This window comes from Litoreibacter sp. GN1-5, from assembly GCF_055693805.1.
The window spans coordinates 2,380,200-2,405,062 of the sequence record NZ_JBVFUP010000001.1; the positions used below are offsets into that span (position 1 = coordinate 2,380,200).

The following is a 24,863-nucleotide window of genomic DNA, read 5'->3' on the forward strand; positions in this document are numbered from 1 at the left end:
CATGGACGGAAATGACACCCCAAACGCCAGCCAATGCCCTGTTATGGGGGGAATGACCCTACATACCAAATTCGGGGTCCGCTCAAACCGTGACTGGTGGCCGAACCAGTTGAACCTGAAAATCCTGCATCAGAACTCGGCCTTGTCCAACCCGATGGGTGAGACTTTTGAGTATGCCAAAGAATTCCAGAAGCTTGACCTTGATGCGCTCAAAAAAGACCTTCATGCGCTGATGACAGATTCGCAGGAGTGGTGGCCAGCTGATTACGGTCACTACGGCCCGTTTTTCATCCGCATGGCATGGCATAGCGCCGGCACTTACCGGACCGCCGATGGTCGCGGTGGGGCAACATCTGGCACGCAGCGCTTTGCGCCGCTTAATTCCTGGCCTGATAACGGTAATCTCGACAAGGCGCGCAGATTGCTTTGGTCAATCAAACAGAAATACGGCAATCAGATTTCATGGGCTGACCTGATGATCCTGACAGGGAATGTCGCGCTGGAATCCATGGGCTTTAAGACGTTCGGCTTCGGCGGCGGTCGCGCCGACATTTGGGAACCTGAAGAAGATATCTACTGGGGCACCGAAGATGTTTGGTTAGACGACAAGCGTTATTCAGGTGATCGGGAGCTTGAAAACCCACTGGCCGCTGTGCAGATGGGCTTGATCTACGTGAATCCGGAAGGGCCAAATGGCAACCCGGACCCGGTTGCTTCGGGCCGTGATATCCGCGAAACCTTTGCCCGCATGGCGATGAATGACGAGGAAACCGTAGCGCTTGTTGCTGGTGGCCATACCTTCGGTAAGGCCCATGGTGCCGGTGATGCAGCGCTGGTTGGCCCTGAGCCTGAAGGGGCCCCAATGGAAGCAATGGGGTTGGGCTGGCTGAGCACGCATGCCTCTGGCAGTGGCGTGGACGCGATCACAAGCGGTATCGAGGGGCCTTGGACGCCAACTCCGACGAAATGGGATATGAGCTATTTCGACGTTCTGTTCGGCTATGACTGGGAACTGACCAAAAGCCCGGCTGGTGCCAATCAATGGCAACCCAAAGCTCTGGCTGAAAAGGATCAGGCGCCTCAGGTTGATGGAAACGGACATGTTCCGCTCATGATGACAACGGCAGACATGGCGATGCGTATGGACCCGGCCTATGAAAAAATCGCACGCCACTTCCATGCCAACCCGGACGAATTCGCAGATGCATTCGCCCGGGCCTGGTTCAAACTGACCCACCGCGATATGGGGCCTCTTGCCTGTTATTTGGGCGAAGAGGTCCCAGAAGAAGTGCTGATCTGGCAGGATCCTGTTCCAGAGGTCAAGCATGAGGTGGTTGATGCAAAGGATATCGCGGGTCTGAAAGATAAGATTGTCGCCTCTGGCCTTTCAAATTCTGAACTTGTGTCGACTGCTTGGGCTTCTGCGGCGACCTATCGCGGATCGGATAAGCGTGGCGGTGCTAATGGCGCACGTATCCGTCTGGCGCCTCAAAAAGATTGGGAAGTCAACCAACCTGCACAATTGGCCAAGGTGATTGGCGCATTTGAAAGCATCCAGAAGGATTTTAATGATGCGCAATCCGGCGATAAGGTCGTTTCGCTTGCGGACCTTATTGTTCTTGGTGGCAGTGTTGGGATTGAGCAAGCGGCAAAGACTGCTGGCCAAACTGTGAAAGTCCCCTTCACACCGGGCCGCACGGATGCAACGCAGGAACAAACGGATGTCGAATCTTTTGACGTGCTCGAACCTGCTGCAGATGGCTTCCGCAATTATCTCAAGGCGGACTACACCTTGTCAGCGGAAGAGTTGCTGGTTGACCGCGCACAATTGCTGACGCTGACTGCACCAGAAATGACAGTGCTTGTTGGCGGCATGCGTGTGCTTGGCGCGAATGTCGGGCAAAGCAAGCATGGTGTCTTCACGCATCGCGAAGGCGCGCTGACCAACGACTTCTTCACAAACCTGCTTGATATGGGGACGGAGTGGAAAGCCACCTCGGACGCAGAAGATGCGTTTGAAGGGCGTGATCGTAAAAGCGGTGATGTCAAATGGACGGGTACGCGTGTTGATCTGGTCTTTGGGTCAAATTCTCAATTGCGCGCTATCGCTGAGGTTTATGCCCAAAGCGACATGCAAGGGAAATTCGTTGACGATTTCGTTGCGGCCTGGGTCAAGGTAATGAACGCAGATCGCTTCGATCTCGCCTAAGTCATATGCAGCTAAAACAAAGGCGGCGTTTCTTTATTGAAGCGCCGCCTTTTCTATTCTTTCTGCAAATGCTCGCGTCTATTTCGTTTCCACAAATTCACGATCTGCTTCGGGAACATCAAGCGTAGACCATGTCTCGTCACGGGGCGGGGAAGGTGGGGTATCACAGGCCCTGCGATGGATGTTTACCTTCGCCATGAAATGCGCCGAGATCGGGGCCGTTACAAACAGGAATGCCATGATCAACAATTCATGCAATGAGCCTTCCCCAAACGTATAGGAATGGATCATTGAGGCCAGCAACAGCGCCCCAATCCCCACTGTGCCAACTTTGGTTGGTGCATGCAGGCGCGTCATCGAGTCGTTGAACTTCAAAAGGCCAATGGCACCGACCAGTACAAAGAACGCGCCGATCAGCAGGCAAAGAGCAATGGCGACAGAGGCAATAATCATTCGATAATATCCCCCCGAAGCACAAAGCGCGCATAGGCGACAGTCGACACAAACCCAAGCATGGCGATGATCAGTGAGGCCTCGAAATAGATACGCGTGCCTTGCGATATACCCAGCAGTACGATCAGGCCGATGGCATTGATGACCATCGTATCCAGCGCAAGAATTCGGTCGCCCGTATCCGGCCCGATTACCAGCCGGATCATCGACATGATTTGACCAAGCCCTACGACAACAAAGGCGATGACCAGTGAGATGTTCATAAATTCAGCGGCGAAGCTCATACAAAAATCTCCTTCAATCTGCGTTCGTAGCGCTCTTTTATTTCGTCCCTGACCCCATCAGGATCATCTGTGTGCAAAACATGAACCAGAAGGCTATGCCCTTCATTCGACAGATCGGCAGAAACCGTACCCGGTGTCAGCGTAATAGTTCCGGCCAGCACGGTGATTGCTTCTGGCAATCGCAGATCAAGGGGGATGATAATCCATGCAGGCTGCAGTTTAGAGTTGGGGACGGTCAACACAATCCAGGCGACCTGCACATTGGCAACCATAATGTCCCAAAGTACCATGACACTGTAGCTAATCATCCGACCCAAACGAAAACTACGGGGACTTTCGGGCCACCATGCGGCGGTCCCCCATGGGATGATGATCCCCAGGATCAAGCCAAACACCACCATGCCTGCTGAGACGTTATTTTGCAGTAAGGTCCAGACCACAGCCAGAAGGACCGTCAGGAACGGGTGCGGCAGCAACCAGCGGAATGCGGTTTTGATCATGTCAATGTGCCTCCTTTGGGGTGCTAAGCTTGCCCGGTGTTTCAAGCACAGTCGAGATATAGGGTTCTGGCGAGAAAAGCTGTGCAGACATGGCCGTCATGTAGGCATGGGCCTGACCCGCAAAGACTGTATGCGCGATCAGCAATGTCAAAAGACCCCCAACAGCTACGTAAGACAGTATGGCTGGGCGTGGGGCCATCTGCTTGGGCGCTTCGACGCTATGCGCTTTCCAGAAGACTGTGCTGCCAGCGCGGGCAAAGCCCACTACGCTGATCAGGCTGGCGCACAAGATGACGGCCCAGGTCCAGATCACGAGCGGCGACGCGAAGGCGGCATCTAGGATCAACAGCTTACCCACGAAGCCCGAAAACGGCGGCAAGCCGGTCATGGCAATGGCCCCTACAAAGAACAAAGCTGCAGTCAATGTTGCGCCTGCGACGGGTGGTTCGGTGGTCAGGTTCAGGTTGTCCCGTCCTGCGCGGACAAGATCAACGATCAGGAAAAGCGCAGCAGCAGCCAATGTCGAATGTACGATGTAATAAAGCGCCGCTGCAATGCCAGAAGGGGTGAACAGCGCGATCGCCACCATCACCATACCCATCGAGCCAATGACCGAAAAAGCCACCAAACGGTCCAGATGCTTTGCTGCCAGTACGCCGACCATGCCAACGCCCAAAGAGATCAGCGCAGCGGGTAAAAGCCACAGCCCGTGCAGGCCCAGCGTGACCTCCAGATCAGGGGGGAAGATCATGGTATAGACGCGGATGATCGCGTAAGCGCCAACTTTTGTCATGATTGCAAACAGCGCCGCAACAGGGGCTGGCGCCTCGGCATAGCTGGAAGGCAGCCAGAAATGCAAAGGCACTACGGCGGCCTTGATCGCAAAAACCAGAAGCAGCAGAACCGATGCAACGCGGATGCCAACGCTGGCGGAGGGGTCAATCAGCGTCACCCGTTGCGCCAGATCAGCCATGTTAAGCGTGCCTGTTTCCGCATAGATAGACCCCAAGGCGAACAGAAACAGCGTCGAGCCCAGCAGGTTGAACAACACATATTGCACGCCCGCGCGCAAACGTATTGTGCCGCCAGAATGGATCATCAAACCGTAGGACGCGATAAGCAACACTTCGAAGAACACAAACAGATTGAATAAATCCCCTGTCAGAAACGCACCCATAATACCCATGAGCTGGAACTGAAACAGCGCATGGAAATGCCGCCCACGTTCGTCCCATCCGGACCCAATCGCATAAAGCAGCACAAAGAACGCCAGCAAAGATGTCAGCAATACCATCAGCGTCGACAGCCTATCGCCCACCAATACAATACCAAAAGGCGCGGCCCAATCACCAAGCTGATAAAGCGTGACCGTCCCGTCAGACGCCTGCCATGCAAGACCTGCTGCAATCGCGATCAGCGCAAGGACACCCACAACCGAAAACACGCGTTGGATGCCAATATGATAGCGCGCGGCCAGAACGATAAACGGCGCAAGGATGGCAGGCAAAACAACAGGCAGGACGATCCAATGGGTCATGTTGCGTCCTCCGGCTCGGCCGCCTCTGCATCCTCGGCAGGATCGTCCACATGGTCGTCATCCGAGCCCAGATAGGCCCCAAGCGCAATCATCACCACCACGGCTGTCATCCCGAACGAGATCACAATTGCCGTCAGAACCAAGGCCTGCGGTAATGGATCGGTATAACTGGTTACACCATCATTCAGGATTGGCGGTGCGCCTATGGTCAATCGCCCTGACGCGAACAGGAAGACGTTAACGGCATAGGTCAGCAGAGAAATCCCCATAATGACCGGGAAGCTTCGCAAACGCAGCACCAGATACAGACCCGCAGCGGTCAGGAGACCTATGGCAGATGCAACGAGCATTTCCATATTACACGCCCTCCTGCATAGTATTGGCCGTCGGATCGTCGCGGGATGGGTCGATATCCATCGGATGGTCGCTGTCAGGTACATGGGCGCGACGGGCAAGGCGCGAAAAACTCTCGAGCGACAACATGACCGCACCGACAACTGCAAGAAAGACACCAAGATCAAACGCCGCCGCCGTCGCCAATTCGAACTTCTCGAAAGGTGGAATGCGGACATAAGTGAAATCCGAGGTCAGGAACGGCTTGCTTACAAACCACGACCCGATGCCTGTCAGCCCTGCCACAAGAACACCCGCCCCTATAACCCCATGATAAGGATAACGTAGCCGCGCAGATGCCCAGGCAAAGCCACTGGCCATATATTGCATGACCACAGCAATTGAGACGATCAGCCCGGCGATAAATCCGCCACCGGGCTCATTATGGCCGCGCAGGAAGACATAAAAACCGACCATCAGAACCACAGGCATGATCACCCGCGTCAGCACCACCATCATGGTAGGATGCATATCACCCGCACGGGCCTGATCAGGTAGCCGGTTCAAGAGCCGCGCACGCACGGGTCCGGACAGCAATGTCTCTGTTAGCGCGTATATCAACAGCGCGGCGATGCCCAGAACGATGATTTCGCCATAGGTATCAAAACCCCGGAAATCCACCAGAATGACGTTCACCACGTTGGTTCCGCCGCCACCCTTGTAGGAATTGGCAAGGTGGAATTCTGAGATCGGCGGCGCAACTGCGTCACGCAGCAAGTAATGATAAGACAGCGCCATTGCAGCTAACCCGCCCGCGACTGCGATAAAGGTATCGCTGGTGCGACGCAAAACGGTGCTCTCGACAGGTGTCCGGTTTGGCAGAAAGTTCAACGCCAGAAGCAGAAGGATGATCGTAACCACCTCAACCGTAATCTGTGTCATCGCCAGATCAGGCGCGCTGAAGAACACAAAACCAACCGAGACCATTAGCCCGACAATCCCGATCAGGATCAGGGATAAAAGCCGATTGCGATGCAAGAAGACCAACCCGCAAGTTGCCGCCACCAACATCAGCCAACCAGCGATCGGGACAGGTCCGGGGATTTGCAAGGCACGGGTCGCTTCGCCGACGGTGCCAGTGGTCCATGCGTGAAACCCTGCCGCAATGATCGTCACCGTTGCAATCGCTGCATAGCGGGAAAATGCGCCGTCATGCAGCGTATGAATAATACGTTGCGAGACTGCCACTGCACCCGCAATGATGGCCTCGAATATAACCTTTGCCTCTGGGCGCGGGGCGGCATCCCAAGCGCGCAGCAACGGGCGGAATGCGGCAAGCACGATCAAGCCGCCAATAACTGCGATGACCGACAGATACAGGGCCGGCACCAACCCATGCCAGATCTTGAAATAGCTTTTCGGCACGTCGCCTGCCTCACCCAGAACCGAAGCTGTTACAAGCTTGACGAAAGGCTCTGCCAAAAACGGCGCGACACCGATTGCCACAACCAGCACCACCAAAAATGCCGGTGGCAGCCAAAGCCCGGCAGGTGGATCATGGGGTTTGGCAGGGTAGTCGTCTCGCACGGGGCCAAGGAAGACATGACCGATCAATCGGAAGCAATATGCAGCCGAGAACAGCGACCCGAACGTAGCCAGAGCGGGCACCAGCCACCATGTCCCGAACAGCACAGTGTGGGTCGCCTCTTCGAGCATCATCTCTTTCGACAAAAACCCGTTGAGCAGCGGAATACCCGCCATCGACAGCGCCGCCAGAGTTGCAATACCAAAGGTGAACGGCATCAAATGTCGCAAACCCCCAAGGCGGCGAATGTCGCGGGTATGGGTCTCATGATCAATGATCCCTGCGGACATAAACAATGCGGCCTTGAAGGTGGCATGGTTTAGAATGTGGAACACAGCAGCCATCGCCCCAAAGGCCGTACCCGTTCCAAGAAGCATGGTGATCAGACCCAGATGGCTTACCGTTGAGAACGCCAACAGCGCTTTCAGGTCATGCTTGAACAGCGCGATCACCGCGCCCAGCACCATTGTGATCAGACCAGCAGTCGTCACGATCACGAACCATTCCGATGTGCCCGATAAGACAGGCCACATGCGCGCCATAAGAAAAATCCCGGCCTTCACCATTGTGGCCGAGTGCAGATAAGCCGACACGGGCGTCGGCGCGGCCATTGCATGGGGCAACCAGAAGTGAAACGGGAACTGCGCGGATTTGGTGAAACAGCCCAATAGGATCAGGATCAGCGCAGGCAAGTAAAGCGGAGAGTCCTGAATAAGCTCGCGATTTTGCAGGATCACGCTCAGGTCATAGCTTCCAACGATTTGGCCAAGGATCAGCATACCACCGATCATCGCCAGACCGCCCATGCCTGTCACAGTCAACGCCATCCGCGCGCCTTGACGGCCCTCGGGCAGATGTTTCCAGTAGCCGATCAGCAGGAAGGACGACAGGGATGTCAGTTCCCAGAAAATGAGCAGAAGGAGAATATTGTCACTAAGAACGATGCCCACCATCGCGCCCTGGAACAACAGCAAATAGGTGAAGAACTCACCCATATTATCCTCGCGAGCCAGATAGAAGCGCGCATAGGTGATGATCAGCAGGCCAATACCCAGTATCAGGCCGGCAAAGAAAAAGCCCAACCCGTCCAGCATCAGTGTGAAATTCAGACCAAGGGATGGTAGCCAATTGAACCCGACCATGACGACCTCACCTGCAATGACTGACGGCAGGTTGGTCAGAAGGCCGATCAAAGCAGCCAAAGTGACGGTAAATGTGACACCCGCACAGGCTTGCCGTCCGGCGGAATTCATTAGGCCCGGCAGCAACGCGCCCAAAAAGGGCAGAGCAACGATAAGAAAGAGAGACACGCGAACTCCTGAACTTATGGCCTTGGCTTCCACCCTATTTGTGGCAGTTTTACTGTAGCCTCAAGAGAAACCGACAAAAACTGTCACAAAACTCTTCTTGATAGCACATTATAGATGCAGTTCGGCAGATCAAAAATGGCGTGATGGGTTGCCCAAGACGGGTGCTTTCACCCATTCTACTATTGCTGCATATCCCTTAAGGACTACTAAATGCCAAAGATCATTTTTCATCTGAAGAAAAAGGACATTTCACGCGACTTGCATTCCAGATACCTCAAGCTTTACGGCATCATCCGTGACATGGCGGCTGAGCACAAAATTGAAAGCCTGACCAAGGCAATCGACAAGGATATTAAACCAGCCACGCGGTCAGTTCAGGATGACCGATTCAATGATGGGAACCTTCATATCATCGACGACCGCAGCTTGGTGATGCCGAACGTGCTGAACGCGGGTATGGCGTATCTCAGGGGCTTCTGGCATCTCGACCCGCGCGGCGTCCGGTTTCATGGTCAGATTGCGTCATGCAACTATGACCCCAATAACGTACCGCATAACAAAGCCGAAATATTCTTTGGCAATCTATATAAACGCTATGTTCAGGCGCGCTACTCTCGGTGTGAGCAGCCTCTTGAAAAAACGATTTTCCCCGCTGGTGCCATCGCCGTGTTTTTTCAGGGGAGTTATCCCATTGCATCTGGCGCGACCGAATTCACAGATATGAAAATGCTGAAAGCCGTTCTGGACGGGGCAGGCGATAGACCAGTTCTTGTGAAGCCGCATCCCGATTTGATCACGCTCAAAGATGCAGAAAGTCTTTTGGAATTTGCAGAGATACATGATCAACTGACGGTTACGCAGGACAATATTCACGACATGCTGAGTACCAGCTGTGTAAGCGTGTCGATAAATTCAACGGTCGCATTGGAAGGTTTCATGCACCGCAAACCGGCCATTCTGTTCGGGAAATCAGATTTCCATCATTTTGCCGAAACGGTGACGCGGACGTCTGATTTTCCCGAAGCCTTGGAAAAGGCCGGTTTGCGGCATAGCGGGTATGACCAATATCTATACTGGTATTTCAAAATGAACTGCCTGTCGGTGAATGACAAGTTCCTGCTCGACAAGGTCTGGGACCGGTTTACCAGTGCCGGATTTCCTAAAGAACGCTTTGGTCTGTAAAGACCAAGCGGCAAGCTTTTTGTCAGGCGTATTCTCGGCTGTATTCCTGCATATAAGCTTCTGTACTTCCCGAGACACCGTATCTGGACAGTTTTTTGACATTCACCTTATTCAAAGCAATGCCAAGAACTTTTTTGGCAAGCTCCGGCTCCCGCGCCAAATATTGACGCACCAGATGTCGTGGGGTCACGCCCCATTCGCAGACAAAGATGATTTTATCGAGCCGGTCCAGAAGGACTTTGGCATCAACGGTTGGTCCCAGAGGCGGCAAGTCGATAATCACGTAGTCATAGTGTTTCCGCAGTTCTGAAATAAGGATAGTCATGTTTCGCTGATAAAGTATCTCGCTTGGATGCGTCCGGTTGGCATACAAAGCGCATGGGCAAACTTCCAACCCTGTATAAGGAAGCCTTCGGGTAGCCTCTGACATAGGGGCTTTGCCTTCAAGCACTTCGACAATGCCTGGCCCGCTACCGCAGCCTAATGTGCTACTCAGCGATGGGCGGCGCAGGTCGCCATCAATCAGCAAGGTCCGCTGACCCAGCTTGGCGGCCATGTTGGCGAAATTGGCCGAAAGCGTGGTTTTACCTTCGGCGGGCAGCATGGAAGACATACCGATGACACGGCACGACGCATCGGGCAGCCGCAGGTCAAGGGTGGCGTGGATATTGCGCAAGGTCTCACTATATTGCGAATAAGGTTGGAGCACCGGAAGGAATAAATGTGGCGCGAAATGCTTTGGAAGCCGCTCTCCACGACTGCCTGTAAAGAGTTTGCCAGCCTTAACGACTGCTATACCCGGTAGCTTTGCAGATAATGCAAGAGTAACCTTCTTATCGGGTTTATCCGTACCTAATTTGGGTAGTTTGAGGCGCCGCAGCTCACTTATTCTGAACGCTGGCAAATAGCCGAGGAAGGGATAACCAAGATGATCAACCACGTCTTCGCCAGTGCGAAAGAAGCGTTCGCGATATTCGCGATATATGGCAATCATATACCCAACGATCAGACCCAACAACGTGGCAATGGCAATCACTTGCCAAGCCTTGGGGGCTGAGGGATCTTTGGGGATAACGGCTTTACTAAGAATTCGACCGTTTGAAACAGGCAGAGAGCCCTGAATGGCGATCTGTTCGTAGCGCTGCGAAAATGATCTGAGCAATCCGTTCAGTGTCTCGGCCCGCTGTTCACGTTCACGCAGGCCTTGAGTGTCACGGACCCCGTTCTCAGCCTTGAAGTTCTCGGCTTCACGGGTGGCTTCATTTGCACTTTCCTGTAACTCTTCCAGCCGCACACGCATCCACTCGGCAGTGCGGTTAGACGCATCGAGATTGGCATTCACACCATCTGCCAGATACGCCTCGGCATAGGCATTGACGACGGTCGCCACGAGTTGCCGGTCTGCTGACTCAAAGAAGATGTCGATCGAGAAGCTTTCACCGACTCGTTGGATTTTGATATCTTTTTGTAGCGACAATGCGGTGGATTGTATCTGGTTGAATTCTTGTTCTTGTGGCGACAAGGCCGCGTCATCCGGCAACTCCGGTGTTGGAAGCAATCCTTTGATCGTACCCTTTATGGTCGAGATAACCCTGCCCGCCAGTGAAGACGGCGGGTTCAGATAGTTTTCGTTCTTGTGAAGCTCTAACTGTCGCGTGACTTCCATCGCCAATTCCAGCGAACCCAGAACCTGTATCTCGTTCAGCAGCGCGGTGTCATTCTGCAACATCGGTGTGGCCGCAGTGACGCCTTCAGCCAACCCACTGAGCCGGTCATCAACCAGCACCTTGGCGAATGCGTGGTATTCCTTGGGGCTTGTTGCGTAATGCACCACCCCAAGCGCTAGTCCGATCACCGTACAGACTAAAAGAGGAAAATATTGCCGTCGCATAGCCGCCAGCAATTTGCCAAGCGTCGCGGAGTCGCCTTGGCGAGGCGAGCCATAATCTGCATCACGTATTCTTATACCGAGGTCTTTCATGGGCCTCCGAAGCCTCCATCAAGATCACAGCACATATTGATCTTTTTCATTGTTTTTGCACCGGCGCCAACCCATCCCCATAATGGCGCTGTTCCTGCATGCCAGTTAAGCCAAAAACGACCCCGACATGCAGCATCGCGCGCAGAATTGCAGCGTTGCGACGACCAGAGCTGAATACATTTATCGCAGCAGCACCGACGCAATAGAGAGCCTTTGCCAAAGCCAACGGAATATTGCGCGGGCCGTTCAGCAGACGCGCATGGGTCTGACCCATGCGAAAACGCCGCCGCGCCAACCATCTGAAAGAGGCGCGGCTGGCAGGAACATCTTCGTAGATCAGCGCATCTTCAGCATAAGCAATCTTGCCACCAGCGTTGAATATCTCGGCGAAGAACTTGGTATCCTCGCCACCGGATTGGCCAAGAGCCAGATCAAAGCGCAGCCCCTGCACAACGGGGTTACTGCGATCTATGAGGACGTTGCACGTATATCCGGTTTGTAGCTGACCATTCACCCAGACCGGTTTGGTAGAATGGATTGCAAGATCGCGCATCCATCCAGCCATATCTGCGTGGTAAACCGCCTGCACAGGGCCAAGGGTCACATCGGCTTTTTCAGCCCGTGCAGTTTTCAGCAGATGATGCAGCCAATCCGGCGTGGCAACCTCGTCATCATCAATGAACGCGAAGTAGCGCGCAATACTGTGATTCAGCCCACCATTACGTGCGATTGATATATTTCCAGCAGGACAATGGATATAGCGAACGGGAAGTGGGGAAGTCTTGGCAAAACTCTCGACCAATGCCTGAGCCGTTGGCTTGACGTCATTGTCGATGACAATAATCGATACAGTAAATCCGTCCGGTTTGCGCAAGTCACGCAAGGACTTCAGCGTATCAAGCAATTGCGGCCTGCGGAAGGTGCAAACACATATATCGATTGCATTTGGTATCATTGCGCGCGCCCTACCTGAAACAGGCCCGAGCCGGACATTAGTTTGCGCCAGAAGCCCAGAGACCATGCAGCATGCATCAGCATGGCCGAGATGCCAGAGAGAAGCAGATAAGGATCGCGGGCCAGAAGCGACATCTTGGCCCCCGCGATCAGGCAATATGCGACCCAAAGAAGTGCCGGCACGGCGAATATCCAATGCAGGCCAGCTAGAAATGATAGCGCGAGAACAGGGGCAACCAGCATGACCTTGGCCTGCCGCAGCCGCGGCATAATGCGGTGTTTTAGCAGGTTCTGTGCACGGCCTTTGCCATAATTGAAATACTGTCGTGCCAAAGCGCTAAGCGACTTGCGCGGATAGTAGGTGACAGTGGTTTTAGCAGTCAGCCAGATGCGATACCCCGCCTGTCGCAGGCGATGATCAAGCTCAGCGTCTTCGTTATGCGTAAAAGATGGATCATAGCCGCCCACAGCCCGGAACGCAGCGAGGTTTATCAGCGCATGATGCCCGTGATCAACGTATTGGCCGGTGGCCCGCATCCTATGCTTAGAACCGCCATTACCAACCGGTGAATTCTGAGCAGCAGCGTTGATGCGTTGAACTACGGGTTCACCTTCAGCAATCATACTGACAACGATGCTTTCTGCATCAATCACCGCAGCCTCTTCTAACAGGTGTTCGCAAAATTTGTCCGGATATCTGCAATGGGCGTCGACACGGATTAGATGGGTGGAAAAATCACCATAGGTTTCCACCGCCAAATTGATCCCGGCACTTTGGATTTTGTCAGGGTTATGCAGCAGCCTGACCGCAGAGTTTGTCTGCGCAATCGCTTCAACGATGGACTGCGTTCCATCTGTACTGCCGCCATCTACAACAACAATCTTCCCGCCGATTGAGGCTTGCGCCTGTGTCAACTGATGCAGAAGGCCTTCAATATGATCAGCTTCGTTCAGGCAAGGGATAACGATAAGAGGGCCGTCCTGGCCCGTTTCTGAGGCGTCATGTTTCATTGCTAAGCACCTTGTTAGTCTCGCAATTTTGCGCGGCTTCACGTGGAAACGAGCGAAAGATTCGCCGACGAAACTTCTGCGTTTGACCTAACTGATTTTTACAGTTTGGCAAAAAGGCCGTACATAGATTGCACACGCATCGGCCATTACCCGCCACTTCGGCACATCTTATCGGCAAGAAACAGGCGATGTGCCAATTCCTTGATCGAAATATGTTTGCAAATGCTTTGCTGGATTTGTCCAAACTCGTAAGGTTTTCCTCGGGAATGGAGTGGGTGCAGATTTGATTTGAGGGCCGGATATGTCCGGGTTGGCAGTCGCTTATGGGGAAGACCTATCTCATTATACAAACGGTGAGCTTCGATCACGTGCAAAACGTCGCGCTGTTCATTCATCGTGCGCTGAAACATTCTTACGGCCTGCAATCTGAGCTGATCGTCTGCTCCGAGATAGATGAGGCGCCTTATCAGGATGGCGCGCTTGTGTTTGTCATCGGTGAAAATTTCAAACGCCACATACGCCGGCCCGGATGCAGATATGTGTACCTGAATTTTTCGATCATCGAAGCTCTTGGTGGCTGGCTGGGCGCAGACCGTCATGGGCGCAGAGCTTTGCGTCGCAAAAACACCTTGCTTGCTGAAAAGCTGGACCTTTATGACGTGCTTCTGGATTATTTCCCACCACAAACACATGTTTTGAAACAACGCCTTAGCTTGCCGGTTTTCGGGTTTAGCGTTGGCGTTCATCCCGATGATTTGCCCCCGGCAATGCCGCTTCACGAACGCCCCTATGACGTATGTTTTGTGGGTGGAATAACCAAACGACGACAGGGGGTTCTGGATAGCCTCGCGGCCCGAGGCTTGCGGCTTTCACCGCACCGCGATGTTGTGTTCGAAGACATCGCCGCACAATCGCGGTGTTGCCTGAATGTGCATTCCCAGAAGTCCAGCCATCTGGAAACGCCACGCATTATTGGTGCGTTGGCCGCAATGTCGCCGGTGGCCAGCGAGACATGCTTTGGGTTAGACACGCTGATACCCGATAATCTGCTGGTCTCTACACGGCTCTCCCGACTGGCAGATGATACCTTTGCCTTGCTCAAAGATACGGATCGGTTAGGGCATCTCTGCGCAAAATCGCATAGCTGGTTTCGCGAAACCTATCTGCCGAATTGCGAAACGGCGTGGGACAGGCTTTGCAAAGATATTGACGGCGTTTTAAGCGCCGTATCCTGACTGTAATTCTGTTGTATCTACCGATACTGCTTAGACTGCGGCAGCGCCTTGCGTATAAGTTTTTACCGTTCGGTCGATAGCCTCAAGCGCCCGTTCGGTTGCGCGCTTTATCTGACTATCCGTGCTAAGTTGAGGTTCGGTTTTTGCCAGTTTTTGCATACTGCGGGCTGCAAAATGCTGACACGCCACATTGAAAGGTTTTGCAAGGGATCCCCCCAAAACAGCGCGCGCCTTTGGGCCAGACCCGGAGCGGCCTGTTGTGGCAGCCCAAGCTTCGCGACAGTTAGACGGAAACAGAAGAGCAGGCCGATAGTCGATTTGCAGTGATCTTGTGAAATCGTACCATTTGAACCGATGGACCTGGTTCATTGTCCGCACGCCAATCCAGGGCGTGCGCAACGCGTCGGACACGATAGCACCATGCATGGCCTCGGTAATAATCAGATCGGCCCCAAGTATTTCCGAGATGACCTTTTCGGGGGAATGAGATGGATCAATGAAATAAACGCCTGCTAATTCGCATACTTCTTGCCAGTCGCCGCGTTCAATACTTTCGTAATGGGGCATGAAGCCCACACCGATATTGCTGGCAGGCTTTGGCAAGGGCGTTTCCCGCAGCAGAATTGCAGAATCTGCAATGGCAAGGCTGGGGTCAAGACCAAGCATCTCTGCTGTTTGCGGACCACGCACAAAGCTGAAATCCCACATACCGTCGTTGATATCAGGCAGCGGCGTATAGCCCCCATACCCGGAACCAACGATCAGTTTACGAGCCTTGGCAGGATAGATGTTCTGGATCATTGATCCGATACCAACAAAGAGGGTCGTGTCATCATCGTCAAGAAACCCGTCGGGCAGAAAATGGTCCCACATGGTTTTGTTCAATTCATCCCCGAAATTAGGCGGATCGCCCTGAAAATAGGTCAATTTCATTTTGCGGGGTTTCCTTTTTTATGCAGGGCCTGACGAATATCGCTGATGCGGCTATGTGACAGGGCAAATGTGACAGGGGTATAGACCAGAATGCAGACCACGATCTGCAACAGTAGAAACGGGCCGGGCTGCATAGCCGGAAAAATATAAGGCAGGCCAAGTGCCGCCAGACACATAATCAACGTAGCAATTACAGGGTTGCGCAGCTCGCCAAGATAAACGCGAATGCTGCTGTCCAGAAGACGTGTCGTCATCCAGACCGAAACCGGCCACAGTAGGAATGATTTCATAACCACCGCAAAAACCATCACCCCCAGCCCGTAGCTGTAGGTCAGGGCTATGGCAATCAAGGTCGTAACCTGTTGCATCAATTGATAGTAGAACCACCAATTGGCGCGTCCACGACTTTTGATCAGCGCGCTTTGCACGACCCCGATACTAGCCAATATTCCGACCGCGCAAAATGCCTGGATCGCAGTAGCGGCCGCCGCCCATTTCGGGTCCAGAAGCAGGGCCAGAAGATCGTCGATAATCAACGCAGTCCCCGCGAACATTGGCATGCTGACTGTGGTAGAGGCGAAAGAGGCAATCATGAACGCCCGTCGCATCTTCGCTCTGTCATCTTGAAGAGAAGACAACAGTGCATGCGATACCGAAGACAGCGCACCTGATACCAGTTGGATCAACATGAAAAAACAGCGTTGCGCGAAGAAATAAAGGCCAAGCATCTCGGTTCCGGCCAGCACACCAAGAATGATGTGATCAAGCTTCATCGTATCGAGCATCCGGTTGCCCGAAGCAAAGATGCCGTAATTCGCAAGCTGTTTCAGGGCAGGTATGCTGAATGATAAGCTGGGACGCCATTTGGCAACCCAAAAGGCCATGACGCAGATCACCAAACTGGCCGTAACCTGACTGATCACCAGCGCCCAGTAACCATAGCCCAAAAACAACATTGATAGCGAAATGGTGACGCTGATCATTGTGGCAACGGATGTTCTCAGCGCGATCAGCTTAAACTGCATAGACCTGATAATCAGTGCATTTGGCACGGCTGCCATCAGCTCCAGCGGAATGCGCAGGGCCAGAACCGGAAGCAGTGCAACAAGTGCGGGTTCCTCCATATATGAAGCGATCAACCCTGCGCCAAAAATGAACGGTAGTGAGGCGACCACGCCGAATATCGTGGTCAGCCAGAAAACGCTATCGACATGCTCTTTTGTCATTGCCTCGCGCTGGATCAGGGCCTCACCAAATGCCAGAGGCGAGAACGCGATAGCGACCAAAACCACCGCGCTTGCCAATCCGACCAACCCCAAATCCGATGGGGAAAGAAAATAGGCTGCAACAAAGAACACAACCCCAGAGCTGACCGTCGGGATCAGAGTATGCAATGAAGACCAGAGAACGCCGAAAATCGCAGCACTGGACCTGCCCTTGGATAAGTGCGGTCGATACGGCTCTTTAGGTTGTGTCGCAGTAGGATAAGGTGATTGCGTCATTCCGGCTCATGCAGGTTGGGGACTATGGCAGCGGGTGCCATAGCGCTGGTATGTTTCACCTTCCCAATATAATAATTGGCGTCTCACAAACCGTTCAGTATGAGCCTTTTGCAGCGATCACAGCAGGAAATGTTTTCATCAGAATCAAGCAATCCTGCCAGAACGACCATTGCCTCACATATTCCGCATCAAGCGATACGCGCGTCTCGTAGCTTGTGTCACTACGACCACTGATCTGCCACAGGCCTGTAATACCGGGGCGGGTCGTCAGATAAAGCGCTTTGTCAGGACCATAATGTTCGTCCAACTCGTCCATAACAACAGGCCGTGGACCCACAAAGCTCATATTCCCCCGCAGCACATTCAGAAGTTGCGGTAGCTCATCGATACTATACGCGCGCAGCGTGGCCCCCAGTTTCGTAACACGCGGATCATGTTTCAGTTTACGATTTGTCTGCCACTCAAGCCGATCCTGGGGGTGAGTCTGGAAATGCTGCTCCAAAACCTCATCCCCGTTCGTAACCATCGAGCGGAATTTCCAGCACTTGAAGGTTTTACCGCCCAAGCCCACCCGGGTATGCCCATAAAGCGCTGGGCCACGTGAAGTTGCTTTCACAGCCAACGCAAAGACGGTCAAGAGAGGTGCCAGAGCAATAAGGCCGAAGATGGCGAGCGTTATATCAAGCCCTCTTTTGAATCGACCACCCACAGCACGAAAATCTTCGCTGCCCGACGATGAAACGGTAGTTTCCTGAAGTGTATATGGTATATTTTCTGCATCAAAAGAAATTGCAGTACCACTATTCGTCATCGACATGTTGCGCCCCCGCTAATCGATATAATTTCGTTAGCCTCACTTATGGCAATCAGATTTGCATTTGCAGCATAATATATTGATCTGGCAGTGCAGTGGCGGGAAATCGCGTACTCAATACTAGCGATTTAGGCATTTTGTCGAATATATGTGCATAATCTGCGCCGCGATGCAGGGGATTCACATGCGTATTTTGAGTGATGACAGCTTCGTAACAATATAGGCAAAATATCGCATAGGACTTTCAGATTAGCAGGTAAAATATGTGTTGAAGCCCTTGCAACTGTTACAATTTCAAATTAACGCGAATTTTGTTTAGGCACGCTTTTACCTTCAAAACGATTGCGAACCGAGTCGTAGCAGCCATTTTTCTATAGGTGATTTTTGCCCATCAATTAGGCAATTCAGCAGCCGTAGTTTCGGGATTTGGAAGCACCTTTGCAAGCGCAGCATTTATATCCTGCGGGCGCAACATAAACTGTGTATCGTCCATAGCTAATATTGATCGCGACAAAGCGGCAATCTTGTCCGGGTTCAGGTTTTGAAGGTTTTTCACCAAATCCTGCGCAGTCGGCGTTACAATGGTAATGCCAAGGCCTGCGTCATGAACTCTGCGCCCGGTTTGTGTATCGATAACGGCAACAGAGGGGCAACCGAACCAACTGGCCTCGTAGATGCGATTTGGAAGCAACCAGTCCGAATTGGCGCCGCGTTGCCAAAGATCCTGCGCCCAAACCAAATCACAACTAGAATAGATCAAGGCCAGATCGTTGGGATACGTATATGGCCCGTGATAATGGACGTTTTCACGTGTTTTAACGGCATCGTTAAAACCATCCAGCGCGTGGTGATGTACATTGCCATGTATATGGATTTGCAACCGATCACCCATGATATCCGCTGTCTCCATCAGAATACGCAGACTGTGCGCACATCGAATTGAGCCGACCCACCCCAATACCAAAGGCGCGTTCAGATTGCGGCTGGCGGGCGCATCAGGACGGGGCAGCGGCGTGCCGTCAAACCAGAGTTTGTTTTCGATCATTGAGACAGGGCCATGATAACCTTGGATGGCTTTGAAGTAGTTCTCTACGAAGCCGGGCGAAGAGACGATCAAAAGCTGCACCCGAGACAGCAATCGCCGCTCACACCAACGCATGATTGCGCCAATGGCATCTGATCGGGTGAACAAGCCATGAATATCAAGACATTCGTAAACCAAAGACGTTTTACTGCGACCAAGCAAAAGCCGAGCGGCCCACGCAATGAGTAAAAGGTCGAAGTTCCGCGCAATGATAACGTCGGCTTCTTTCAGCGGTCCCGGAGCTTTCAAAACCCTAAACAGCGCCAGAATCATCTTTGGCAACCGTTTGCCGAAGCTCTGGTTTTCAACGTAACCCAATTCGATATTGGGCCAGTCCGGGGTAAAATCCTCGTTCATGTTGGAGCGCCGGAAAGCAGCGGAACTAACCTTATGCCCAAGCGCAAACAGGCCCTGAATACGCCGAATCTGGGAAGATTCCGTTAGATCAAAGGCAAATACAAATAATCTGGCCATACAATTAGTCCCTGTTTGTGCCCACACTCTGACCGAGAGTCCCGCAATGCGAATGCCTAGCAGTAAAAAGCGTTTTCATAAGCTCATCGCAAATAGGAAACACATTGACTCAAAGGCGCGCGAGGGTTCATAAAAAATGTCATAAAAGGGGTATAAGGGGCGCGGTTCTCATGTGCTGAGTGCAAAACTGCGTCATATGGTGTGGTGCGTCTGCTCGTATTCATATTCTTCATGATAATATCTGCCTTAGCCATGGGCCTATGGTCCTTCTTTGATGGCGCAAGTATTGGTGTAATTGCACTGCGTGTCATTGTAACCTTGGTCGCCCTTCAAATCGTGTATTTCATCCTGGTACTTCTGATGGCTTACCTACCGGGCACCAAAAAGCACCTAAACCTACCTCTACCCGTGCAGCATCAAATGTAGAGCCCGCCACTGAAACTCATAAATAGCTGTCCTGAGCTTCTATAAATGGGCGCAGCCCAGATTCCGGACGGCCGAGCAGCCGGATAAGGGCACCACGAAATACAAGCCGCATCTTTTCCGGTAAGGGCAACGCATTTCCGACCTTCAATTGAATATGAGATTTCACAAGCCCCATCGCACGGGTTTTCGTAGGGCTCGCGAAGGCGGGATGGTGCAGAAAGCCCAACTTGTCATCGGATTGTGCCTTGGCCCAGGCATGGCGTTGCAAAATCCCTATGGAGCGTTTCAGCGACAACTCGCTGCGCAGATAACCTGCCTTTGCGCCCAGATCACGTAAGGTGCCATCTCCGTTTTGTGCCCAGACAGCCAGAGGTTTCATGGCAACGTAGATTGGCTCATGAATTGCAAAGGTTCGCATGTATTCCTGCAACGTCGCGCTACACTCAAAATGGATTTCCAGATCAGACGTCGCATTGCGTGACCAGAACAGCCCGCCATTTGACACGCCGATGTCTGATACAAGTGTCATGCGAAACAGATCAGGGTCATAGCGCCGCTCAACCAGCTTTTGATCAAGCAGGCCAAACTCACTCAGGTGTGCAGCTTCGGTCCCGCTGGCATATTCCATGAATTGGTTCCGAAAAACGATCTCGACCTGATGTTCATGGCAAAGCCGGATGTTGTCTTCCATAAAGGTCGGCAGGATGAAGTTATCATCTTCAACCACACAAAAGTAATCCGCATCACGTGGATTGGCCTGCGTGAAGCATTGGTCAATATTCTTCGATGCAAAATTCTGCGGGGTGTTTTGATTAAATGAAATTCGGTCATCGCCCAGCTCAGCGATTGTATGTCTGGCAGAGCCGTCAGGATCATCATCATAGACATCACAGACCCATTTCGCATGGCTTTGCGATTGCAAGCTTTTCAAACATCTTTTCAGATCGTCAGGACGCTTGTAGGTGGGGGTGCGCACGTGAACCAGTTCCTCAGACATTCAGGGCCTCATATCAGAACTTTGAAGCGAATGCGCAGCCTTGGCGCCATATGGGAAACCGTCCAAGCCATGCCCCTTGGCAAGTATGGCCAGGTCACTTTGCGCGTTCTGCGTATCATGCGTCTTGTACCGCTTGTCAAAATGTTCACGCGTCGCGCGGGCGAGGTCACGTAGAAGCATAGGCTTTCGCAGGATCAGCCAAAGAGCACTTGCAATACGACGGCCTTTGAGATGTTGCACAAGCGTTTCAAACGCCAGCGACCGGCCCAGCATTGCCGCACGCGCATCAAGAAACGACACTAGATCACGTCCCATTTCCGGGTATTGCGCCTGAAGATCCGCCTGAACACGGATCATCGATGCGACATGTTCAGGGCTGAGCCTGTGCGAGACCGAATTCGCATGACGGCGATACAGATAGTAAGATCGGTTCAACATATGCAGCCGCCCGCCTTCCAGCAGATAACGCATGTAGAAATCGTGGTCTTCACCAATGCAGATGTCTTCGCGGTATCGCAACGCACCGACCTGTTTGCGCCGTAGCAGTGGTTTCAGATACCCAAATGGCGGCTCATTGCCATTGCGTGTATCGACAAACATTGCAGGACTAAGCTCAAACGGTTCAGAAGGCGAGGCATCCCCCAACAATGTCCGCCCGGATTCCCCGTCAAAATAGATCAGATCATCCGCCACGCCGTCCGTTGCCAGTTTTTCAGCGGCCGCAATCATCCGCTCAAACCGAAGCGGGTGAATGATGTCATCAGAATCCACAATCGCAATCCAGTCGCCAGACGCCATCTCAAGGGCTCTGTTACGCGCCGCCGCAGGACCACCATTCGAGGGCGCCTGAATAATGCGAACACGCGGATCGTCAGCCGCAATCTGCTCAGCGATCTTGACGCTGCTATCGGACGACGCATCATCGGAAAACAGCACTTCGATGCGCTCAACCGACTGCGCCAGAACGGATTGCAGGCAAGTCTCAACATAAGACGCGCCGTTGTAATTCGCCATTATAACAGAGACGACAGGCGCATCATGTTGTTGAGGTGTCGTGGGCATCGGTGCGTTTCCATGTTTCGCAAGGATACACATAGCAGAACATGCAATCGCACCAAGCTGATTAACCCAGCAGACTTCTCATCTGGCGAGGATATGCCGAGCTGTGCCCGGATTTACGAACGCACTCGTATTCGAAGTGATGCAGATGTAGGCAGTTTTCGAAAACACAGCGTTTCGGGTGAGCTATGCGACTGTCGATTCCTATTCACATAAGTCTAAAATGTGTTGCGCTGTGCGTCGCTTTGCTAGGCTCTGCCGCGCAGGCCGAGGACATCCCCGCAGGCAAAACTTTCTTCGATGATTTCGATGTCTTTAACCGTGGGCTTTGGGGCATCTCGGACGGATGGATCAATGGGAATTGGCAGAACTGCGAATGGTCCAAAAGAGCTACTACTTTTGACAATAGCCATCTGACGCTGACATTTTCCGACACCAAGACCGAGAAAACAGATTATGTTTGCGGCGAGATTCAATCGCGCCATACTTACGGGTACGGCACTTATGAGGTACGATTCAAAACACCAAGCGGTTCTGGCCTGAATGCCGCGTTCTTCACATATATCGGTCCGCATCACGGCAAGCCACATGATGAGATTGATTTTGAAGTCCTGACCCGTGATACCAGCGCTGTGCAGGTCAATACCTATGTGTCAGGCAAACCCACCAATGGGCAGACAGTGAAATTGCCCAAACGCTCTGACGCAGATTTCATCACTTATGCTTTCGTCTGGACAGAAGACAGTATCGAATGGTTTGTGAACGGCACGTCTGTTCATAAGACAAAGCCGGGAAGCCCGATGCCGACAAACCCCCAAAAAATCTACGCCAGTTTCTGGGGCAGTGATACATTTACCGACTGGATGGGCCCCTTCAAGAAACCAACCGATGATCTTTCTATGCAAATCGACTGGATAGCCTTCACGGGTTTGGGCGAAGATTGCCAATTTCCGGACTCGCTGCTGTGCAGTTTAAAGTGATATGATAGCCTGAAAGGTGCATAATCCATATCCAGAAAGGGCATTGCCCGTTATGACCTCTATAGAGGGTTATTCCAACAGAACGATAGTCACCGTCTCGCCCGATGGCGTGCTTGGCGTTCTGGCTTTGACGGCACTGGTTTTCATTCCTGCCGTTGGGACAATGGGTGCGCTTGCCTTTCTTGCATTTGGCTGTCTGATGATTGTGCGCCGTCCAGCCTTGGCTGCAACGCAGTGCCTGCGTTACTGGTATGTCTTGTTGCTGCCGCTCTTTTGCGTTGTCAGTTTCCTGTGGTCGCAATATCCGGCAGTGTCGTTCAGGTTTGGGTTACAGCTTCTGATCACCGTGGTCATCGCAATCATCATTGCCAACCGGGTGTCAGCACGTAGTTTCTGTCAGGCACTGTTTGCACTATTCGCCATCGCCATGATCGCGAGCGTTCTGATCGGCAATGTCCGCGCCGATACGGGTGCGTGGTTGGGTATCTTTGGCAGCAAAAACGCCCTTGCCGGGGCGTCTGCGACTTTTGTGATAATTTCCTTCGCACAAATGCTGGACAGCCGCGCTACGCCACGGCTGCGCCTGCTGGCAGTTTTGGGGATCCCGCTTGGCATGATGCTTTTGATCCGCGCACAATCTGCGGGCGCGTTGCTAAGCGTTCCGCCTGTTATGATGATCCTGCTGACCGTTACCCTGATGTACCGACTGACCCCCGTACAAAGAGCAGCAGCGTTTATCTTTGCACTGATTGTTGCACTGCTGATTGGACTGCTTGCTATTGCCAACTACGATTTCCTTGTAGCGCTTCTGCTTGATACGACCGGCAAGGATATTACGCTCACGGGCCGGACCGAGCTTTGGGAAATCGCGCTCGACTTTATTTATGAACGACCGCTGTTTGGCATCGGATATCAGGCGTTCTGGGTGAAAGGTCATCAACCCGCCGAGGCGCTTTGGTTCATGTTTGGCATCGAAAGTCGAAGTGGTTTCAACTTTCATAACACCTATCTGTCCAACACAGTCGAGATCGGGCTGTTCGGCATCGCACTGCAGATCTTCATCCTGTACGGCGCGGCAATTCTGACCGGCATCTGGGCATTGCGCACAAATGCCGCAGAAGCCTCGCTCTTGTTCGCGTTGGTCATGATGGTAATCCTGACAAGCTTTGTCGAAGTACCGATCTTCTTTCAGTTCAGCCTGAGAACCGTCATGATCCTGTGCGCTTTCATCTTCGGCGTGAAGGCTCTTCAACCCTCAAATAAACGTTAGAAAAGCTGGATAACAGGCCGGGCAATCAGTGCCAGACATACGCAGCTTTGTTGAAACGCACCCTCACAAACCGCCCATCTGACAGATTATTTTCCAGGCGTCCTCTTCTACCGGCTGCACCGAAAGCCGTGAGCTTTTGACAAGGGCCATATTCTGTAACCGCTCATCCGCCTTGACCATGCTAAGTGTCACGTGAGTTGGCAAAGGCTCTATGGCTTTTATATCCACGCACTCCCATCGGTCGTCATCTGTGGTGCTGTCGGGATGTGCCTCGGCGCAGACCTCAACGATCCCGACAATCGCTTTTTCCAACTGCGAGTGATAGAAAAAACCCCGATCCCCCAGTTTCATCTGACGCATGAAGTTGCGGGCCTGATAGTTGCGCACGCCGTCCCATTCTTCGCCTTCATCGCCCTTGGCAACTTGCTGATCCCATGACCAGACCGAAGATTCCGATTTAAACAACCAATATGCCATTACCCTACGACCTTGTCCCAGATTTGCAGTTGTACATCGGCGAACAGACCAGCCTTGGCATAAGGATCATTTGCAGCCCAGTCCTGCGCCTGATCCAAAGTGTCGACCGTCAGAATAATAAGCGATCCACACATATCACCACCGCCGTTCAGAAATGGCCCTGCCATTTCAACAAGGCCGCTCTCCTTGATGTGCGCCTTATGGGCGTCACGGTTTGCTTTGCGCACCTCAAGGTGGTCCGGCTTGTCTTGACAGATAACGGCAACGCGCATG

At 52.7% G+C, this 24,863-nt stretch carries 22 protein-coding genes; 5 read left to right on the forward strand and 17 right to left on the reverse strand.

The window, feature by feature from the left end:
- Position 1 precedes the first annotated feature (1 nt).
- The gene (gene katG / locus ACZ1HF_RS11855) at positions 2 to 2,209 is read left to right on the forward strand and encodes a catalase/peroxidase HPI (protein WP_472657701.1); all 2,208 of its coding nucleotides are present in this window, start codon (positions 2 to 4) and stop codon (positions 2,207 to 2,209) included.
- 78 nt (positions 2,210 to 2,287) lie between these two features.
- Here the strand turns inward: katG and ACZ1HF_RS11860 are convergent, their stop codons facing one another.
- Genes ACZ1HF_RS11860 through ACZ1HF_RS11885 form a run of 6 tightly spaced genes read right to left on the reverse strand, consistent with a single transcriptional unit; the run spans position 2,288 to position 8,211 of the window.
- Entirely contained in the window at positions 2,288 to 2,662 is a 375-nt protein-coding gene (locus ACZ1HF_RS11860) for a Na+/H+ antiporter subunit G (RefSeq protein WP_472657702.1), read from the reverse strand.
- Positions 2,659 to 2,946, reverse strand: coding sequence for a K+/H+ antiporter subunit F (locus tag ACZ1HF_RS11865; protein ID WP_472657703.1), 288 nt, complete (start codon positions 2,944 to 2,946; stop codon positions 2,659 to 2,661). The genes ACZ1HF_RS11860 and ACZ1HF_RS11865 overlap by 4 nt, the downstream gene beginning before the upstream one ends.
- Positions 2,943 to 3,446 (reverse strand): Na+/H+ antiporter subunit E, encoded by a 504-nt coding sequence (locus ACZ1HF_RS11870; RefSeq protein WP_472657704.1) that lies wholly within the window; start codon positions 3,444 to 3,446, stop codon positions 2,943 to 2,945. Before ACZ1HF_RS11870 ends, ACZ1HF_RS11865 begins: the two co-directional genes overlap by 4 nt.
- A gap of 1 nt (position 3,447) precedes the next feature.
- The gene (locus ACZ1HF_RS11875; protein ID WP_472657705.1) at positions 3,448 to 4,983 is read right to left on the reverse strand and encodes a monovalent cation/H+ antiporter subunit D; all 1,536 of its coding nucleotides are present in this window, start codon (positions 4,981 to 4,983) and stop codon (positions 3,448 to 3,450) included.
- Entirely contained in the window at positions 4,980 to 5,339 is a 360-nt protein-coding gene (locus tag ACZ1HF_RS11880; RefSeq protein WP_472657706.1) for a Na+/H+ antiporter subunit C, read from the reverse strand. The genes ACZ1HF_RS11875 and ACZ1HF_RS11880 overlap by 4 nt, the downstream gene beginning before the upstream one ends.
- 1 nt (position 5,340) lies before the next feature.
- On the reverse strand, positions 5,341 to 8,211 hold the full coding sequence (locus ACZ1HF_RS11885) for a monovalent cation/H+ antiporter subunit A (protein WP_472657707.1): 2,871 nt from the start codon (positions 8,209 to 8,211) through the stop codon (positions 5,341 to 5,343).
- A 210-nt stretch (positions 8,212 to 8,421) separates the two neighbouring features.
- On the opposite strand from ACZ1HF_RS11885, the gene ACZ1HF_RS11890 reads away from it, so the two are divergent.
- Positions 8,422 to 9,393 carry a capsular polysaccharide export protein, LipB/KpsS family gene (locus ACZ1HF_RS11890; protein WP_472657708.1) on the forward strand — a complete coding sequence of 324 codons (972 nt, stop codon included), beginning with the start codon at positions 8,422 to 8,424 and terminating at the stop codon, positions 9,391 to 9,393.
- 22 nt (positions 9,394 to 9,415) lie between these two features.
- Here the strand turns inward: ACZ1HF_RS11890 and ACZ1HF_RS11895 are convergent, their stop codons facing one another.
- The 3 genes from ACZ1HF_RS11895 to ACZ1HF_RS11905 are packed head-to-tail and all read right to left on the reverse strand — an operon-like array spanning position 9,416 to position 13,339.
- The gene (locus ACZ1HF_RS11895; protein WP_472657709.1) at positions 9,416 to 11,374 is read right to left on the reverse strand and encodes a polysaccharide biosynthesis tyrosine autokinase; all 1,959 of its coding nucleotides are present in this window, start codon (positions 11,372 to 11,374) and stop codon (positions 9,416 to 9,418) included.
- A gap of 46 nt (positions 11,375 to 11,420) precedes the next feature.
- Complete coding sequence (locus ACZ1HF_RS11900; RefSeq protein ID WP_472657710.1) at positions 11,421 to 12,329, reverse strand: glycosyltransferase family 2 protein; 909 nt, start codon at positions 12,327 to 12,329, stop codon at positions 11,421 to 11,423.
- The gene (locus ACZ1HF_RS11905) at positions 12,326 to 13,339 is read right to left on the reverse strand and encodes a glycosyltransferase family 2 protein (protein WP_472657711.1); all 1,014 of its coding nucleotides are present in this window, start codon (positions 13,337 to 13,339) and stop codon (positions 12,326 to 12,328) included. The genes ACZ1HF_RS11900 and ACZ1HF_RS11905 overlap by 4 nt, the downstream gene beginning before the upstream one ends.
- 323 nt (positions 13,340 to 13,662) lie before the next feature.
- Between ACZ1HF_RS11905 and ACZ1HF_RS11910 the strand changes: the two genes are divergently transcribed.
- Positions 13,663 to 14,574 (forward strand): hypothetical protein, encoded by a 912-nt coding sequence (locus tag ACZ1HF_RS11910; protein ID WP_472657712.1) that lies wholly within the window; start codon positions 13,663 to 13,665, stop codon positions 14,572 to 14,574.
- A 30-nt stretch (positions 14,575 to 14,604) separates the two neighbouring features.
- Here the strand turns inward: ACZ1HF_RS11910 and ACZ1HF_RS11915 are convergent, their stop codons facing one another.
- From ACZ1HF_RS11915 to ACZ1HF_RS11940, 6 genes are all read right to left on the reverse strand, one after another.
- Entirely contained in the window at positions 14,605 to 15,507 is a 903-nt protein-coding gene (locus ACZ1HF_RS11915; RefSeq protein WP_472657713.1) for a polysaccharide pyruvyl transferase family protein, read from the reverse strand.
- On the reverse strand, positions 15,504 to 17,009 hold the full coding sequence (locus ACZ1HF_RS11920; protein WP_472657714.1) for a lipopolysaccharide biosynthesis protein: 1,506 nt from the start codon (positions 17,007 to 17,009) through the stop codon (positions 15,504 to 15,506). Before ACZ1HF_RS11920 ends, ACZ1HF_RS11915 begins: the two co-directional genes overlap by 4 nt.
- Positions 17,010 to 17,103: 94 nt before the next feature.
- Positions 17,104 to 17,826, reverse strand: coding sequence for a sugar transferase (locus ACZ1HF_RS11925; RefSeq protein ID WP_472657715.1), 723 nt, complete (start codon positions 17,824 to 17,826; stop codon positions 17,104 to 17,106).
- A 388-nt stretch (positions 17,827 to 18,214) separates the two neighbouring features.
- A complete protein-coding gene (locus ACZ1HF_RS11930) occupies positions 18,215 to 19,381 on the reverse strand; it encodes a glycosyltransferase (RefSeq protein WP_472657716.1) in 1,167 nt (388 codons plus the stop codon).
- A 442-nt stretch (positions 19,382 to 19,823) separates the two neighbouring features.
- Positions 19,824 to 20,804, reverse strand: a complete 981-nt coding sequence (locus ACZ1HF_RS11935) for a glycosyltransferase family A protein (RefSeq protein WP_472657717.1) — start codon at positions 20,802 to 20,804, stop codon at positions 19,824 to 19,826.
- Positions 20,805 to 21,866, reverse strand: a complete 1,062-nt coding sequence (locus tag ACZ1HF_RS11940) for a glycosyltransferase family 2 protein (RefSeq protein ID WP_472657718.1) — start codon at positions 21,864 to 21,866, stop codon at positions 20,805 to 20,807. It abuts the gene before it with no gap.
- Positions 21,867 to 22,051: 185 nt separating this feature from the next.
- Between ACZ1HF_RS11940 and exoK the strand changes: the two genes are divergently transcribed.
- Together exoK and ACZ1HF_RS11950 are read left to right on the forward strand one after the other, a co-directional pair.
- On the forward strand, positions 22,052 to 22,843 hold the full coding sequence (gene exoK, locus ACZ1HF_RS11945; protein WP_472657719.1) for an endo-1,3-1,4-beta-glycanase ExoK: 792 nt from the start codon (positions 22,052 to 22,054) through the stop codon (positions 22,841 to 22,843).
- Between the two features lie 52 nt (positions 22,844 to 22,895).
- Complete coding sequence (locus ACZ1HF_RS11950) at positions 22,896 to 24,113, forward strand: O-antigen ligase family protein (RefSeq protein ID WP_472657720.1); 1,218 nt, start codon at positions 22,896 to 22,898, stop codon at positions 24,111 to 24,113.
- 63 nt (positions 24,114 to 24,176) lie between these two features.
- On the opposite strand, the gene ACZ1HF_RS11955 is transcribed toward ACZ1HF_RS11950, so the two are convergent.
- Together ACZ1HF_RS11955 and ACZ1HF_RS11960 are read right to left on the reverse strand one after the other, a co-directional pair.
- Positions 24,177 to 24,590 carry an EVE domain-containing protein gene (locus ACZ1HF_RS11955; protein ID WP_472657721.1) on the reverse strand — a complete coding sequence of 138 codons (414 nt, stop codon included), beginning with the start codon at positions 24,588 to 24,590 and terminating at the stop codon, positions 24,177 to 24,179.
- On the reverse strand, positions 24,590 to 24,862 hold the full coding sequence (locus tag ACZ1HF_RS11960; RefSeq protein ID WP_472657722.1) for a YciI family protein: 273 nt from the start codon (positions 24,860 to 24,862) through the stop codon (positions 24,590 to 24,592). Before ACZ1HF_RS11960 ends, ACZ1HF_RS11955 begins: the two co-directional genes overlap by 1 nt.
- Position 24,863 lies beyond the last annotated feature (1 nt).

Bases quoted from the DNA above. Each gene is read 5' to 3' on its own strand.
- ACZ1HF_RS11940 (WP_472657718.1), bottom strand. From the start codon at position 21,866: ATGCCCACGACACCTCAACAACATGATGCGCCTGTCGTCTCTGTTATA.
- ACZ1HF_RS11915 (WP_472657713.1), bottom strand. From the start codon at position 15,507: ATGAAATTGACCTATTTTCAGGGCGATCCGCCTAATTTCGGGGATGAA.
- ACZ1HF_RS11905 (WP_472657711.1), bottom strand. From the start codon at position 13,339: ATGAAACATGACGCCTCAGAAACGGGCCAGGACGGCCCTCTTATCGTT.
- ACZ1HF_RS11895 (WP_472657709.1), bottom strand. From the start codon at position 11,374: ATGAAAGACCTCGGTATAAGAATACGTGATGCAGATTATGGCTCGCCT.
- ACZ1HF_RS11925 (WP_472657715.1), bottom strand. From the start codon at position 17,826: ATGTCGATGACGAATAGTGGTACTGCAATTTCTTTTGATGCAGAAAAT.
- ACZ1HF_RS11910 (WP_472657712.1), top strand. From the start codon at position 13,663: ATGGGGAAGACCTATCTCATTATACAAACGGTGAGCTTCGATCACGTG.
- exoK (WP_472657719.1), top strand. From the start codon at position 22,052: ATGCGACTGTCGATTCCTATTCACATAAGTCTAAAATGTGTTGCGCTG.
- ACZ1HF_RS11880 (WP_472657706.1), bottom strand. From the start codon at position 5,339: ATGGAAATGCTCGTTGCATCTGCCATAGGTCTCCTGACCGCTGCGGGT.
- ACZ1HF_RS11865 (WP_472657703.1), bottom strand. From the start codon at position 2,946: ATGAGCTTCGCCGCTGAATTTATGAACATCTCACTGGTCATCGCCTTT.
- ACZ1HF_RS11860 (WP_472657702.1), bottom strand. From the start codon at position 2,662: ATGATTATTGCCTCTGTCGCCATTGCTCTTTGCCTGCTGATCGGCGCG.
- ACZ1HF_RS11955 (WP_472657721.1), bottom strand. From the start codon at position 24,590: ATGGCATATTGGTTGTTTAAATCGGAATCTTCGGTCTGGTCATGGGAT.
- ACZ1HF_RS11920 (WP_472657714.1), bottom strand. From the start codon at position 17,009: ATGACGCAATCACCTTATCCTACTGCGACACAACCTAAAGAGCCGTAT.
- ACZ1HF_RS11930 (WP_472657716.1), bottom strand. From the start codon at position 19,381: ATGGCCAGATTATTTGTATTTGCCTTTGATCTAACGGAATCTTCCCAG.
- ACZ1HF_RS11875 (WP_472657705.1), bottom strand. From the start codon at position 4,983: ATGACCCATTGGATCGTCCTGCCTGTTGTTTTGCCTGCCATCCTTGCG.
- ACZ1HF_RS11890 (WP_472657708.1), top strand. From the start codon at position 8,422: ATGCCAAAGATCATTTTTCATCTGAAGAAAAAGGACATTTCACGCGAC.
- ACZ1HF_RS11960 (WP_472657722.1), bottom strand. From the start codon at position 24,862: ATGCGCGTTGCCGTTATCTGTCAAGACAAGCCGGACCACCTTGAGGTG.
- ACZ1HF_RS11950 (WP_472657720.1), top strand. From the start codon at position 22,896: ATGACCTCTATAGAGGGTTATTCCAACAGAACGATAGTCACCGTCTCG.
- ACZ1HF_RS11900 (WP_472657710.1), bottom strand. From the start codon at position 12,329: ATGATACCAAATGCAATCGATATATGTGTTTGCACCTTCCGCAGGCCG.
- ACZ1HF_RS11870 (WP_472657704.1), bottom strand. From the start codon at position 3,446: ATGATCAAAACCGCATTCCGCTGGTTGCTGCCGCACCCGTTCCTGACG.
- katG (WP_472657701.1), top strand. From the start codon at position 2: ATGGACGGAAATGACACCCCAAACGCCAGCCAATGCCCTGTTATGGGG.
- ACZ1HF_RS11935 (WP_472657717.1), bottom strand. From the start codon at position 20,804: ATGTCTGAGGAACTGGTTCACGTGCGCACCCCCACCTACAAGCGTCCT.